The organism is Microvirga splendida (genome assembly GCF_016427565.1).
GTDB classification, from domain to species: domain Bacteria; phylum Pseudomonadota; class Alphaproteobacteria; order Rhizobiales; family Beijerinckiaceae; genus Microvirga; species Microvirga splendida.
The window spans coordinates 349,582-362,406 of the sequence record NZ_JAELXT010000002.1; the positions used below are offsets into that span (position 1 = coordinate 349,582).

Genomic DNA, 12,825 nt, shown 5'->3' on the forward strand with positions numbered 1-12,825 from the left:
GCCGGAGCGGCGATGCTCCAGCTTGAACCATCAGGCCGCGCTCTTCAACGTCTCTTCCGCCATGAGGAAGGCTTCGACCTCGGGGGCCGCGACCGGCGTCTCCGCCTGCACGCCGATCTCGCCGAGAAGGCGCTCCATGGGGACGAAGCGCCGCTCCTTTCGGTCGTAGAGCCCTGCCCGCACGAGGGCGATGGCATTGAGGATGGGGCTGCCGTCCTTGTTCCGGGAAACGAGCCGGTGCTCCATGACCACATGGCTGTCCGACCAGGTGAGGATCCGCGTCTCCATCGTGAAGGCACGGAAAGGCTTCAACTCCCGCCGGAACCGGATCTGCCCTGCGGCCACCACGGGCACCCAGCCGTGCTTGAGAATGGGCCGCCACAGGCCGGAGCGGATCATGATGTCGGTGCGGCCGAGATCCATGAGCGTCCAGTAGCGTCCGTTGTTCATGTGCAGCGAGGTGTCGAGATCGTGCGGCCATACGCGGAAGGTCAGGCGCGACACGTCCCTTACCGGATTCAGCTTCGGCCGGACGAAGGATGCGATGATGAGGTGGAGAACGCGAAGCCAGAGGTTCATGTGAGGCCGATCCCGGTCTGCCGTTGGTACGGGAGGAGATCGAGGGAAGGCGCCTCGAGGCCGAAGCCTGTCAACAGGCAATGCACCTGCCCGCGATGGTGGGTCTGATGGTTGAAGAAATGCGCAAGGGCCGGTGCCAGAGGCTGCTCGACATCCGTTGGGTTCGTGATCGTCCGGTAACGGAAGCGACCCACGAGATCGGCTTCGGAGAGACCATGGACATAAGCGACGATCCGCTCGTCCTCCTGCTTCCGCGCCGCACGAAGCTCGGCGAAGTCCTCGAACAGAATGGCATCGAGCCGGTTCGGCGCCTCGCCCTCGCCTGTGAACCGCCTCATCCAGATGCGGTCGGCAACGAGAAGATGGTTGAGGGTGCCGTGAACCGATTTGAAGAACGCCCCGCGATCGGCGCGATAATCCGCATCGGGCAATTGCGCGGCAACCTCATAGAGACGCTCGTTGCACCAGGCATTGTAGCCCGCCATCATGGCGAAGTGCTGTTTCATGCAGTTCCCCCTTATGCCCTCTCCCCTTTGCGGGAGAGGGCTATTAGGTCAAGCCGCCTTCTTGGCCGCAGCGCGTCCGTAGAAGGTCTCGCCGCTTGACGCCATGTCCACGACGATCTTCGGCGGCGCGAAGCGGTCCCCGTGCTTGGCCTGCAATGTCCGGCACAGCTCCACGAAGGTCTTCGCGCCCATGAAGTCGATGTAGGACAGCGCGCCGCCCGTATAGGGCGCGAAGCCGAAGCCCAGAATCGAGCCCACATCCGCCTCGCGCGGATCGGTGACGACGCCCTCCTCGACCGTGCGCGCCGCTTCCAGGGCCTGCGTGACGAGCAGGCGCTGTTTCAACTCGTCCATGTCGATGAGTTCGGCCGCCGCCGGGTTCACCTGCAGGTCCTTCAGGCCGGGCCAGAGACGCTTGGGTGCGCCTTCCGGATAGTCGTAGAAGCCCTTGCGGTTCTTGCGGCCGAAGCGTCCTTCCTTCTCCACGAGCGTGGTGAGAAGCTCCTCCTGCTCCGGGATGATGGCGGCCTCGCCCAGTTGCGCCTTGGTGGCGCGCAGGATCTTGAGGCCGAGATCGACGCCGACCTCGTCGTTGAGCGAGAGCGGCCCGACGGGCATGCCAGCCTGCTTGCCGGCCTGCTCGATCATCGTGGCCGGCACGCCCTGGGTGAGCATCAGATGGCCTTCGAGAATGTAGGCGAGCACGCAGCGATTGGCGAAGAAGCCGCGCGAGTCGTTGACCACGATGGGCGTCTTCTTGATCAGGCGCACATAGTCGAGCGCGGTGGCGAGCGCCTTGTCGCCCGTCTCCTTGCCCATGATGACCTCGACCAGCATCATCTTCTCGACCGGCGAGAAGAAGTGGATGCCGATGAACTGGCCGGCATTCTTCGACTGCTGCGCCAAGCCTGAAATCGGGAGCGTCGAGGTGTTGGAGGCGAAGATGCAGTCCGGCCGGATCGCAGCCTCAACTTGTCGGATCACCTCGGCCTTCACCTTCGGATCCTCGAACACCGCCTCGATGACGAGATCGCAATCCTTCAGATCTTTGTAGTCGGCGGAGGGCGTGATGCGCGCCAGCAGCGCGTCGCGGTCCGCGGTCTTGGCGCGGCCCTTCATGATCTGGTCGCTCATGAGCTTGTGCGAATGCGCCTTGCCCTTCTCGGCCGCTTCCACGTCCCGGTCGATGAGCACGACCTCGAGGCCCGCATTGGCCGTGACGTAGGCCACGCTCGCGCCCATGAAGCCCGCGCCGATCACGCCGACCTTTTTGAGGCTCGTGGCCGGCACGTCCTTGGGACGGCGCGCCCCCTTGTTGAGGTCCTGCATGGAGATGAAGAGCGTGCGGATCATCGCCGCCGCCTCCTTCGAGCGCAGGATCTTGGCGAACCAGCGCGACTCCACCTTCAGGGCGAGATCCATCGGGAGCTGCAAGCCCTGGTAGACGGATTCGAGAATCGCCCGGATCGCCGGGTAATTATCCTGCGTCTCGCGGCGGTAGATGGCGTTGGCCGGAGGCCAGATCTGCATGCCGGCGGCGGAATAGACCTTGTTGGAGGGCAGCTTGTAGCCCTTCTGGTCCCACGGTGCGACGGCCGACCCGCCTTGCTTGATCCAGTCCTTGGCGGCCTGCACGATCCCGTCGCGCGGCGCCACCGCATGCACGAGGCCCATGTTGCGCGCCATCAAGGGGCGGATCTGCTCGCCCTTGAACAGCATCTGCAGGGCGTCGCCCGTCTGCATGAGGCGCGCCACGCGCTGCGTGCCGCCGGCGCCGGGGAAGAGCCCAACCTTCACCTCGGGCAGACCCACGCGGGTGGAATCCACATCCGACAGCACGCGGAAATGGCAGGCGAGCGCGAGCTCGAAGGCGCCGCCGAGGCACACGCCGTGCACGGCTGCGGCGAACGGCTTGCCGCAGGTTTCCAGCCGGCGATAGAGCAGCGAGAGCTTGCGGGACTCGTCGAAGAAGAACTGCATGGCAGCCTCTTCGCCCTTCTCCTTGGCCAAGCGCGCATACTCCGCGCCGAGGCCCTGGAGCATGGTGAGGTCCGCGCCGCCCGAGAACGCCTCCTTGCCGGAGGTGATGACGCAGCCCTTGATGGCCTCGTCGCCGGCAACCTTGTCGATGATCTGCTCCAGCTCGCCCATCACCTCGGGGGTGATGACATTCATGGAGCGGCCGGGCATGTCCCAGGTGGCGAGCGCGATGCCGTCGGCGTCGGTCTCGAAGCGGAAATTGGTGAAGTTCATCTCATCCTCCCTCGGACCTCATCCTGAGGAGCCCGCATTGAGCGGGCGTCTCGAAGGATGGTCCAGTATGCTCTGGATCCGCATCCTCGCCCTTCGAGACGGCGCTTCGCGCCTCCTCAGGATGAGGATGCTTGCGTTGCGTTTCGTCAAACCCGCTCGATGATCGCAGCCGTGCCCATGCCGGCGGCGACGCACAGCGTCACGAGAGCCGTCTGCTTGTTTGTGCGCTCCAGCTCGTCGAGCACCGTGCCGAGGATCATGGCGCCGGTGGCGCCCAGCGGATGGCCCATGGCGATGGCGCCGCCATTCACGTTGACCTTCGCCGGATCGAGATCCATCGCCTGCATGTAGCGCAGCACCACCGACGAGAACGCCTCGTTGATCTCGAAGAGGTCGATGTCGTCCTTGGTCATGCCGGCCTTGCGCAAAGCCAGCTCCGACACGTCGATGGGGCCGGTGAGCATAAGCGCGAGATCGGACCCGATGGAGGCAAAGCCCTTGATGCGGGCGCGCGGCTTCAGGCCAGCCTTTTCGCCGCCCTCTCTGTTGCCGACGAGAACGGCAGCGGCGCCATCGACAATGCCCGACGAGTTGCCCGCATGATGCACGTGGTTGACGAACTCCACGTCCGGGTGAGCCGCGATCGCCACCGCGTCGAAGCCGCCCATCTCGCCCATCTGCACGAAGGCGGCCTTGAGCTGGCCCAGCGACTGCATGTCGGTCTGCGGCCGCATGTGCTCGTCCTTCGCCAAGATGGTCAGGCCGTTGATGTCCTTCACCGGCACGACGGACTTGGAGAAGCGCCCCTCGTCCCAGGCTTTTCCGGCGCGCTTCTGCGAATCGACCGCGTAGGCATCGACGTCATCGCGCGAGAAGCCGTATTTGGTGGCGATCAGATCGGCCGAGATGCCCTGCGGCAGGAAGTAGTTGGGAATAGCGATGCCCGGATCCACCGGCCATGCGCCGCCCGAGGCGCCCATGCCGACGCGGCTCATGGATTCCACGCCGCCGCCGATGGTGATGTCCTTCATGCCCGACATGACCTGCGCGGCGGCGAGCGCCACCGCATCGAGGCCGGAGGCGCAGAAGCGGTTGATCTGCACGCCCGGCACCTCCTTGCCGAAGCCGGCTTTGAGCGCCGCCGCACGCGCGATGTCGCCGCCCGCCTCGCCCACCGGGTCGACGCAGCCGAGCACCACGTCCTCCACCAGCTTCGGGTCGAGATCGTTGCGCTTGCGGATCGCGTCGAGCGCGGTGACGGCGAGGTCCACCGCCGGAATCTCGTGCAGCGAACCATCCGGCTTGCCGCGCCCGCGCGGCGTGCGGACGGCGTCGTAGATATAGGCTTCAGCCATGGAGGCCTCCCAGAACGATCATGTGTCATCCCGGGGCTGCGGAGCAGAACCCGGGATCGTTGGCAAAATTAGAACGCTGTACTCGTCATGCGATCCCGGCTCTTCGGCCGGGATAACGCTTGCTATCAAAAGGCTTCCATCGGCAGCGCCATGGTGGTGTCCGCGCCCGTGGTGATGCGGGCAAGGCGCGTGGCGGTCTCAGGCATCATGCGCTCCATGTAGAAGCGGCCGGTGAGCAGCTTGGCGTCCATCCTGTCGGCCACGCCGTTGCCTTCGGCCTTCCTGCCTTGAGCGGCCTTCGCCATCTTGGCCCACATATAGCCCATGACCACGGTGCCGAAGAGATGCATGTAGTCGGTGGCGCCAGCGCCGGCATTGTCGGGCTTCGCCATGGCGTTCTGCATGAACCACATGGTGGCCTGCTGGAGATGGCCGAGACCCTGCTGCAGCGGCGCGATATAGGACTGCAAGCTCTCGTCGCCCGCGTTCTCCTGGCAGAAGGCGCCGACCTCGTTGAAGAAGGTCATGACGGCGCGCCCGCCATCCTTTCCGAGCTTGCGGCCCACGAGGTCCATGGCCTGGATGCCGTTGGCGCCCTCGTAGATCTGGGTGATGCGGGCATCGCGCACGAACTGCGACATGCCCCATTCCTCGATATAGCCGTGGCCGCCGAACATCTGCTGCGCCTTGACGGCATTGTCGAAGCCGAGATCCGTGAGCACGCCTTTCACCACCGGGGTCATGAGGCCCATGTAGTCCTCGGCCGTCTGGCGCTGCGCGTCGTCGGAGGAGCGGTGTGCGATGTCGCTGTTGAGGCCGGTCCAGACGATGAGCGCGCGGCCCGCCTCGTTGAAGGCCTTGATCGACATCAGCGTGCGCCGCACGTCCGGGTGCACGATGATCGGATCGGCGGGCTTGTCGGGGAACTTCGCGCCCGTGAGCGAGCGGCCCTGCAGGCGGTCTTTCGCATAGGCGACCGCGTTCTGATAGGCGACCTCGGACTGGGCCAGCCCCTGCACGCCCACCGCGAGCCGCGCCTCGTTCATCATTACGAACATGGCGTTGAGGCCGCGGTTTTCCTGGCCGACGAGCCAGCCCTTCGCGCCATCGTAGTTCATGACGCAGGTGGCGTTGCCGTGGATGCCCATCTTGTGCTCGAGCGATCCGCAGGAGACGCCGTTGCGCTCGCCGAGCGAGCCGTCCTCGTTGACGAGAACCTTCGGCACCACGAAGAGCGAGATGCCCTTGGTGCCGGCAGGCGCGCCCTCGATGCGGGCGAGCACCAGGTGGACGATGTTCTCCGCCATGTCGTGATCGCCGGCGGAGATGAAGATCTTGGTGCCGGAAATGGCATAGGAGCCGTCGCCGTTCGGCACGGCCTTGGTCTTGAGCATCCCGAGATCCGTGCCGCAATGGGGCTCGGTGAGGTTCATGGTGCCGGTCCATGTGCCCTCGATCATCTTGGGCAGATAGGTTCGCTTCTGCTCCTCGGTGCCGTGCTCGATGAGCGCCGCGATGGCGCCTTGCGTCAGGCCCGGATACATGCCGAGCGCCAGGTTCGACGAGGAGACGAATTCCTGCATGATGGTGTTGAGGACGGACGGGAGCCCCTGCCCGCCGAACTCCTCCGGCGCCGCCAGGCCCATCCAGCCGCCGGCGGCATAGGCCTCGTAGGCTTGCCTGAAGCCTTTCGGCGTCGTGACCGTTCCGTCCGGGTTGCGGGTGCAGCCCTCCTGGTCGCCGGAGAGGTTCAGGGGCGCGAAGACCTCCTCGCAGAGCTTGGCGCCCTCGGCGAGGATCGCCTCCACCGTGTCGGTGGTCGCATCGGCAAAACCGGGCAGGTTGTTGTAGCGCTCGATGGGGAACACGTCGTTCAGAAGGAACATGACGTCTTCGACGGGGGCCTTGTAGACCGGCATTCGGATGTCTCCCAGGTCGTTTGCCGATAGGCATCTTCCCATATGGAAGGCCATCGGCCAAGCAGATAGTTCACATATAAACTATCCAGCCGCATTTGGAAGAGGCGGGCGCTAAATCTTCCGAGGGAGAGAAGGAAGGTTGTGCCCGGAGCGGAGGCTTGCCGGCCGCCCCGGGCCGGGCCCTGCCTGCACGACCTCGAGCGGACAAACAAAAAGCCCTCCGGTATCAGGGCGGAGAGCCTGATGCCGAAGGGCTTGTTTTAGAGGGCTGCGCGAGGCGCGAGGATCAGGCGGCAGCGGCCACGCCGGCGCGGCGGGCCTGGAGTTCGACCAGGGCTTCCTCGATTTCCTTCTTCTGCTGCTCGAGATGCTGGATCTGGTCCTCGATCTGATCGAGCGACAGCTTGAGGTTCAGGGCGGGGCCGTTGCCCGACCGCTCTTCGGCCAGCATGGCGCGGATCTCGGTCAGGGTGAAGCCGAGCTGCTTGCCCTTCAGGATCACGGAGAGACGCTCCCGGTCGCGGGCGTCGTAGATGCGGGCGGTGCCATCCCGGCGGGGGGGACAGGAGGCCGCGATCCTCGTAGAAGCGGAGCGTCCGGAGGGTCACCCCGAACTCGCGTGCGAGGTCGCCGATCGTGTAGTACTTGGCGCCCTCTGCTTCATTGTCAGCTTTGGCGCCGATTGCGTATTGGTCCATGGAATGCCCCATCGTCTCAGTGTTCTCGGCTCGGTGCACAGCGCACATCCCCTTTGGTAACGAAATGATAGAACATATGTTTCAGAAGATGCAAGAGTATTACAAAGATCCTGTGCCGGTAGGGCAGCAGAACCTGCCTCCTGCGGCATGACCAAAGGGAAGTTTCTGCCTCCCAAACGGGCAATCTGCCCCAAACCCTCTCCATTTAACGGGTTTTTTACTACGCCCGACGAAAGCTGCGGCGTCGGATGAAGGGTCCGGAGGCGCCGTGATTCGCCTCCTGTCGGCACCCTTTGCTCGCCGGGCGGACATCGGCACGGGGCCCTGGTTCGTCTTGAGGAGTTCCAGCGTATCCCCGCGAGCCTGCCATGAGACGACACGTCCTCTCACGCCTTGACGACCTGGACCGCGATGCCCGCGCGCTGGCGGCCGCCGCCGCGCGCCGGGCCGGTCTGAGCCTCGAGGAATGGGCCGCCGCCGTGCTCGACCCGCAGGACGAGCCTGCGCTGCGCCCACGCCCCCCGCAGCGGAGGGCCGGCAGCGATCTCGATGCCCTGATCGCCCGCATGTCGCCTGCGTCCCGTCCCGAACCGACAAGAGATTACGAAGCCCTCATGGCCGCCATTGCGGCCGAGAGCGAGCGGCAGGCCCAGGATCAGACTGCACGGACGGCCATCGCTCTGGAGTCGATGGCAAGCTGGATCGAGCAGGCCGAGACCCGCCTCGACGAGGCGGCCCGCGCGTCCGCGGACCAGCAGGACCGCATCGCGGCGATCCTGTCCCAGGCCCTGTCGTCCCTGAAGGAGCGCCTCGATACGGTCGAGCGCCGGGTCGCCTCCGAGCAGGCCCCTCCGCCGCGCATCGAATTTCCCACCGAGGAGGCGCTCAGAGCCCTCGCTCCCGTATCCGAGACCCTATCCGGCCTGCGGGCCGACATGACCCGGCTCGCCGCCCGCCTGGAGCAGCCGGCCCCGGACGTCTCGCCGGCCGTCGAGACGATCCGCGCCGAGATCGACACGCTGCGCTCCGGCATGGAGCATCTGGCGACCCGCCGGGACATCGCCGCCCTCGGCACATCCCTCGGATCCATCGCCAGGGATCTCGGGCAGGGGCCGACGGGCAAGGACCTGCACAGTCTCGCGGGCTCGATGAGCGTCGTCTACGAACAGGTCCAGACCCTCTCCGAGCAGGTCAACCACGAGCTGCATCAGCACCTCGGCCTGGGGATCGACCGCATCGCGGAGAAGATCGACCGTATGGCCGGAACGGGCGTCGACCGCACGGTGATCGACTTCCTGAGCGGCCAGATCGTGGACCTGCGTCACGACCTGGCAAGCCGCGCCGAGCCGGAGCAGATGGCCCGGCTCTCCGGCGAGATCGAGACCCTGAGCCGGCAGATCGCCGAGATGCGCCTTCACCAGGTCGGCAAGGGCGACCTCACCGCCCTGAAGCGGTCACTCGACGATGTCTGCTCAGCCCTCTACGTCACCGCCACGGCCCAGGACACCAGCAAGGTTCCGGAACTGCTGGAAAGCGTGGACCGCCGCCTCGATCTCCTGGTCCGCCGCCCGGAGCCTAAACCGGCCGATCTCGCGCCGATCGGCGAGCAGCTGGCGCTCCTGACCGAGCGCATGGCCGCCCTGTCCGGCAGCCGCTCCCCCGAGGGCGAAGCGTCAAGCGGAATGGAGGAGCGCCTGTCGGTCCAGATCAGGGCCCTGGCCGAGCGGGAGACGCTTTCCCATGAACCGCTCCTGCAGCGGTTCGACCGGATCGAGCAGGAACTGCGCCAGCTCGACCGGCGGGCCGAGCCCGCCGGCGTGGCCCAGATGCTCCGCACCATCGAAGAAAAGCTCGACCGACCTGCCGCTCCACCGGCAGGCCTCGACGCCCTGGAGCGGCAGGTCGCGGCGCTTGCGGAGCGCCTCGGGTCCGTGCCCGGCGAGCCGCTGCACAAGGCCCTGGAGGCGGCGGCCGGAATCGCCGAGCGCGCCGCCCGTGCCGCGTTGAACGACATCCGACCCGCCCTGCCGGATGCCGGCGATCTGGACGCCCTCAAGCACGGCTTCGTCGAGCTGAAGGCCCTTCACACCCGCTCGGACAGGAAAACCCAGGAAACCCTCAGGTCGGTCCATGAGGCCCTTGAGGCGCTGGCGTCCCGCCTGCCGGGCCAGGCAGCTACGGGGGCCGCCCCCCTGCCCCTCCCAGCCTCCGAACAGCCGCCCTCGGAACTGCCGCCAGCGGACCGTCTCGAAGCGGCTGTGCGCAAGCTTCATGCGGTCACCCTGTCCCGGGTCGAGGACACCACGCTCAATATTCCCAACGCTCCCGTGCATGACCCGAAACCGGCAGAGGCAACGCCCATTGCTGCGGCGGACGAGGATGCCGGACTTGTGCGCGCGAGCTTCATCGCGGCGGCCCGAAGGGCTGCGCAGAATGCCGGGCCGGAGACCGCGGAGCCTTCCCTCGTGCAGGAGGCAGGCCTGACGGGCGAGAAGGATGACGGCGAGGCCGGAACGGTTGCGCCGCAGCCTTCCCTCTTCGAGCGCCTGCGCCGGACCTTCGACAACCACAGCCGTCCGCTCCTTCTGGGGCTTGCGTTCCTGGTCCTGGCTGCCGGCACCGCACAGATCCTGTCGGGCGGGCCGGGCGCTCCGTCCGGCGCTTCGGCAGGTGCCGCGCAGTTGGTCCAGGCTCCCGAGCCGGAAGCCCCCGACACGCCGGCGGCTCCTGCGGCCAAGCAGGAGTGGAGCCTGTTCCAGACATCGAGCCTTGCCGCACAGCCCTCGAGCCAAGCGTCCTTGGGCCCGGCCCTTCCGGCCGCCGGCCGGTTCCTCGTGGACCCGGCGACAATCGGCGCAATCCCGGACGAGGTTCCGGCGGGCCTGCGGCAGGCGGCCCTGTCCGGGGATGCGGCGGCGCTCTACGAGATCGGAGCTCGGCTGACTGAGGGACGCGGCGTGGCCGAGGACCTGCCGACGGCCATCCGGCTCTTCGAGCGCGCCTCCCAGGCGGGCCTCCCGCCGGCCCAGGAGCGCCTTGCCAGGATGTTCGAGAAGGGTCTCGGGGGCGGGCGCGATCTCAAGCAGGCCGTCTTCTGGTATGAACGGGCGGCCATGGGCGGCCATGTCCGGGCCATGCACAACCTCGCGACCCTGGTGGCGTCGGGCGCCGCCGGCAAGCCCGATTACGGCGCGGCCCTGCGCTGGTACAGCGAGGCCGCCGAGGCGGGCTTCCGCGACAGCCAGTTCAACACGGGCCTCCTGCTCACCCGCGGCATCGGGGCCAAACCCAATCTGCCCAAGGCTTTCCAGTGGTTTTCCCTCGCGGCCGCCCAGGGCGATGCGCAGGCCGCCCGCAAGCGCGATGAGCTGGCCGCTCGCCTGAGCCCGGCGGAGCTGGAGAACGCCAAGGCGGCGGTCGATCGCTGGCGCCCGCGCGCCGTGGACCCGGTCGCCAACGAGGCCCCGGCCACTGCTCCGGAATGGACGGCCGCCCTGGATCGATCTTCACCCGACAGGAGTTGAAAACAGGCAGGCTCTGTCATCATTCGTTCAGACCATGACCGTTACATCGCCTGCATGATGCTGTAACAACGACGTGGCTGCACCGGCCATTGGGGGAACCGGGTTGCAAATCTATTTGCCGATCGCTGAGATGCCTGTGAGCGTTCTCCTCATCCTCGGGATGGGTGCGGCGGTGGGCTTCATATCAGGCCTGTTCGGAATCGGCGGCGGCTTTCTCATGACGCCGCTCCTGATCTTCCTCGGCATTCCGCCCGCGGTCGCGGTCGCCACGCAGTCGGCGCAGATCGTCGCCTCCTCCACCACCAGCGTGCTCAGCGCGCTCAGGCGCAACGCCCTCGACCGCAAGCTCGGGGCCATCCTGGTGGCGGGCGGCCTCGTCGGGTCGGCGCTCGGCGTCTGGTTCTTCGCGGCGGCGCGGCGCGCCGGCCAACTCGATCTCGTGATCGTCGTCTCCTACGTGACCCTGTTCACCGTCGTTGGCAGCCTGATGCTGAAGGAGAGCATTCGGGAATTCTGGCACAGGCGGAAGGGCGGCACGGTGCGCCTGCGCCGCAAGGCCGGCGAGCATGCGGCCTATCTCGGCTGGCCCCTGCGCATGCGCTTCTACCGCTCCAAGCTCTATGTCAGCGTCATTCCCGTCGTCGGGCTGTCGCTGTTCATCGGCTTCGCGGGCGCGCTGCTGGGCATCGGCGGCGGCTTCATCGTGGTGCCGGCGCTCCTCTACATCTTCCGCGTGCCCACCACGGTGGTGGTCGGCACCTCCCAGCTCCAGATCGTCTGCACCACCCTCGTGGCCCTCATCCTCCACGCGATCACCAACCAGGCGGTGGACATGGTGCTGGCGATCCTGCTCATCGTCGGCGGCGTGTTCGGCGCCCAGTTCGGCGCCCGGATGGGGCGCCATCTGCGGGCGGAGCTGTTCCGCTTCCTGCTCGCGCTCCTGCTGCTGGCCGTGGGCCTGCGCTTCGGGCTCGAGCTGGTGCTGCAGCCGGAGGAGCCCTTCTCCATCTCCGTGCAGGAGGTGCGCTCATGAGGGCTCTCGCCATCCTCCTGCTCGTGCTGGCCGGCCTCGTTCCCGCCCGCGCCGAGACCCTGATCACGTCCCTGTCGAACCATCGGGTGCTGATCAACTCCAACTATACCGGCACGCAGATCGCCGTGTTCGGCGCCATCGAGCGCGATGCCCAGACGGTTGCCCGCGCCACGACCTACGACGTGGTCGTCACGGTGCGCGGCCCGCACCAGTTCCTGACCGTGCGCGAGAAGGAGCGCCTCGGCCCGGTCTGGATCAACCAGGAACAGCAGAAGTTTCCGTCGGTCCCCGCCTACATCTCCGTGATGACCTCCCGGCCCATCACGGAAATCACCAGCGAGCAGCTGCGCCAGCGGCAGAAGATCGGCCTCGAGTCGATCATCAACGCCAACGATTTCACCTATGCCCGCGACGGCGCGGACAAGCCGTTCCGCGAAGCGCTGCACCGCCTGAAAACCCAGGAGGGGCTTTATATCGAGGACGAGCGCGGCGTGACCTTCCTGACCTCGGACATCTTCCGCGCGGCCATTCCCCTGCCGGCAACGGCACCGCCCGGAAACTACGAGGTGGATGTGACGCTTTTCGCCGACACGGTGATCCTGGCCCGCACGAGCACCAGCTTCGAGCTCGTCAAGACGGGCTTCGAGGAGCGGATCGGCGTCGTGGCCCGCGACTGGTCGCTGCTCTACGGCCTCGCAACGGCTGCAATCGCCATCTTCTTCGGCTGGCTCGCCAACGTGATCTTCAGGAGAGACTAGCCGGAGGCTGCTGCGGTCCCCCGATGTCATTCCCGGAAGGACGCGCAGCGAGGGGGAAGGGAATCCATGGCGCCGAGGGTGTGACTGGGTCCCCTTCCCGGCCTGCGGCCGCCGGGGATGACACCCACCACGTCATGGCCGCACTTGTTGCGGCCATCCACGTCTTTGAACCACGGCGCCATGAAGACGTGGATACCCGG

At 66.7% G+C, this 12,825-nt stretch carries 9 protein-coding genes and 1 pseudogene; 3 read left to right on the top strand and 7 right to left on the bottom strand.

Annotation, left to right across the window (positions count from 1 at the left end; translation table 11 throughout):
• Positions 1–30 precede the first annotated feature (30 nt).
• From JAO75_RS03840 to JAO75_RS25450, 7 genes and pseudogenes are all read right to left on the bottom strand, one after another.
• Positions 31–579 (bottom strand): acyl-CoA thioesterase, encoded by a 549-nt coding sequence (locus tag JAO75_RS03840; protein WP_199046803.1) that lies wholly within the window; start codon positions 577–579, stop codon positions 31–33.
• The gene (locus JAO75_RS03845) at positions 576–1,085 is read right to left on the bottom strand and encodes a DinB family protein (RefSeq protein WP_199046805.1); all 510 of its coding nucleotides are present in this window, start codon (positions 1,083–1,085) and stop codon (positions 576–578) included. The genes JAO75_RS03840 and JAO75_RS03845 overlap by 4 nt, the downstream gene beginning before the upstream one ends.
• Positions 1,086–1,133: 48 nt before the next feature.
• Positions 1,134–3,338: an FAD-dependent oxidoreductase gene (locus tag JAO75_RS03850; protein WP_199046807.1), complete on the bottom strand. Its 2,205-nt coding sequence runs from the start codon at positions 3,336–3,338 to the stop codon at positions 1,134–1,136.
• 146 nt (positions 3,339–3,484) lie between these two features.
• Positions 3,485–4,693, bottom strand: coding sequence for an acetyl-CoA C-acetyltransferase (locus JAO75_RS03855; protein ID WP_199046809.1), 1,209 nt, complete (start codon positions 4,691–4,693; stop codon positions 3,485–3,487).
• A 125-nt stretch (positions 4,694–4,818) separates the two neighbouring features.
• A complete protein-coding gene (locus JAO75_RS03860) occupies positions 4,819–6,612 on the bottom strand; it encodes an acyl-CoA dehydrogenase C-terminal domain-containing protein (RefSeq protein WP_199046811.1) in 1,794 nt (597 codons plus the stop codon).
• Between the two features lie 286 nt (positions 6,613–6,898).
• Positions 6,899–7,114, bottom strand: coding sequence for a MerR family DNA-binding protein (locus JAO75_RS24740; protein ID WP_343234546.1), 216 nt, complete (start codon positions 7,112–7,114; stop codon positions 6,899–6,901).
• Positions 7,112–7,358 (bottom strand): annotated as a pseudogene (locus JAO75_RS25450) (MerR family transcriptional regulator); the annotation flags it as partial. The gene JAO75_RS24740 and the pseudogene JAO75_RS25450, both read right to left, overlap by 3 nt.
• 320 nt (positions 7,359–7,678) lie before the next feature.
• Between JAO75_RS25450 and JAO75_RS03870 the strand changes: the two are divergent.
• From JAO75_RS03870 to JAO75_RS03880, 3 genes are all read left to right on the top strand, one after another.
• Positions 7,679–10,834 (top strand): SEL1-like repeat protein, encoded by a 3,156-nt coding sequence (locus tag JAO75_RS03870; RefSeq protein WP_199046813.1) that lies wholly within the window; start codon positions 7,679–7,681, stop codon positions 10,832–10,834.
• 103 nt (positions 10,835–10,937) lie between these two features.
• Positions 10,938–11,867 carry a sulfite exporter TauE/SafE family protein gene (locus tag JAO75_RS03875; protein WP_199046816.1) on the top strand — a complete coding sequence of 310 codons (930 nt, stop codon included), beginning with the start codon at positions 10,938–10,940 and terminating at the stop codon, positions 11,865–11,867.
• Positions 11,864–12,625, top strand: coding sequence for a TIGR02186 family protein (locus JAO75_RS03880; protein WP_199046818.1), 762 nt, complete (start codon positions 11,864–11,866; stop codon positions 12,623–12,625). The genes JAO75_RS03875 and JAO75_RS03880 overlap by 4 nt, the downstream gene beginning before the upstream one ends.
• Positions 12,626–12,825 lie beyond the last annotated feature (200 nt).

What these genes read in the sequence shown, in the direction of transcription:
- JAO75_RS03860 (WP_199046811.1), bottom strand. Translation starts at nt 6,612, where the DNA reads ATGCCGGTCTACAAGGCCCCCGTCGAAGACGTCATGTTCCTTCTGAAC.
- JAO75_RS03870 (WP_199046813.1), top strand. Translation starts at nt 7,679, where the DNA reads ATGAGACGACACGTCCTCTCACGCCTTGACGACCTGGACCGCGATGCC.
- JAO75_RS03855 (WP_199046809.1), bottom strand. Translation starts at nt 4,693, where the DNA reads ATGGCTGAAGCCTATATCTACGACGCCGTCCGCACGCCGCGCGGGCGC.
- JAO75_RS03850 (WP_199046807.1), bottom strand. Translation starts at nt 3,338, where the DNA reads ATGAACTTCACCAATTTCCGCTTCGAGACCGACGCCGACGGCATCGCG.
- JAO75_RS03845 (WP_199046805.1), bottom strand. Translation starts at nt 1,085, where the DNA reads ATGAAACAGCACTTCGCCATGATGGCGGGCTACAATGCCTGGTGCAAC.
- JAO75_RS03880 (WP_199046818.1), top strand. Translation starts at nt 11,864, where the DNA reads ATGAGGGCTCTCGCCATCCTCCTGCTCGTGCTGGCCGGCCTCGTTCCC.
- JAO75_RS03840 (WP_199046803.1), bottom strand. Translation starts at nt 579, where the DNA reads ATGAACCTCTGGCTTCGCGTTCTCCACCTCATCATCGCATCCTTCGTC.